1 pseudogene is annotated in these 461 nt (G+C 41.4%); it reads right to left on the reverse strand.

What is annotated here, in order from left to right:
- A pseudogene (locus LVY74_RS17615) lies at positions 1-461 on the reverse strand (IS5 family transposase); the annotation flags it as partial.

Genomic DNA, 461 nt, shown 5'->3' on the forward strand with positions numbered 1-461 from the left:
CAAAGGCATTTTCAACTAAATGCCTTAAACGATATAAGTACTGATCAAATTCTTTATTTTCTCTCTTACTATTTGATTTCATTGGGATGATCGGCACAATATTTTGCTTTCTTGCCAACATCCTAATTTTTTCTGAATCATAGCCTTTATCCGCAATCAGATAATCTGCCTGACCAATCTCACCAATCAACTGCTCCGCAACTTGGCTGTCATGGACTTCACCTCCAGTGATTTTAAAATCAATCGGTAATCCATTCGCGTCGGTTGCAAGATGGATTTTTGTGGTTCTTCCACCTCTAGACTGTCCAATTGCTCGCTCGAAACCATGCCGAGCTCCACTTGCATGCTGATGCGTGCGTATGTAGCTTCCGTCAATGAATACCCATTCTTGATCCAGTACGCCTCGTAGTTTAAAAAAAATTTATCCCACAAGCCCTTGCTTGCCCAACGATTAAAGCGGT

This window comes from Acinetobacter sp. ME22 (assembly GCF_022012315.1).
GTDB lineage: Bacteria > Pseudomonadota > Gammaproteobacteria > Pseudomonadales > Moraxellaceae > Acinetobacter > Acinetobacter brisouii_A.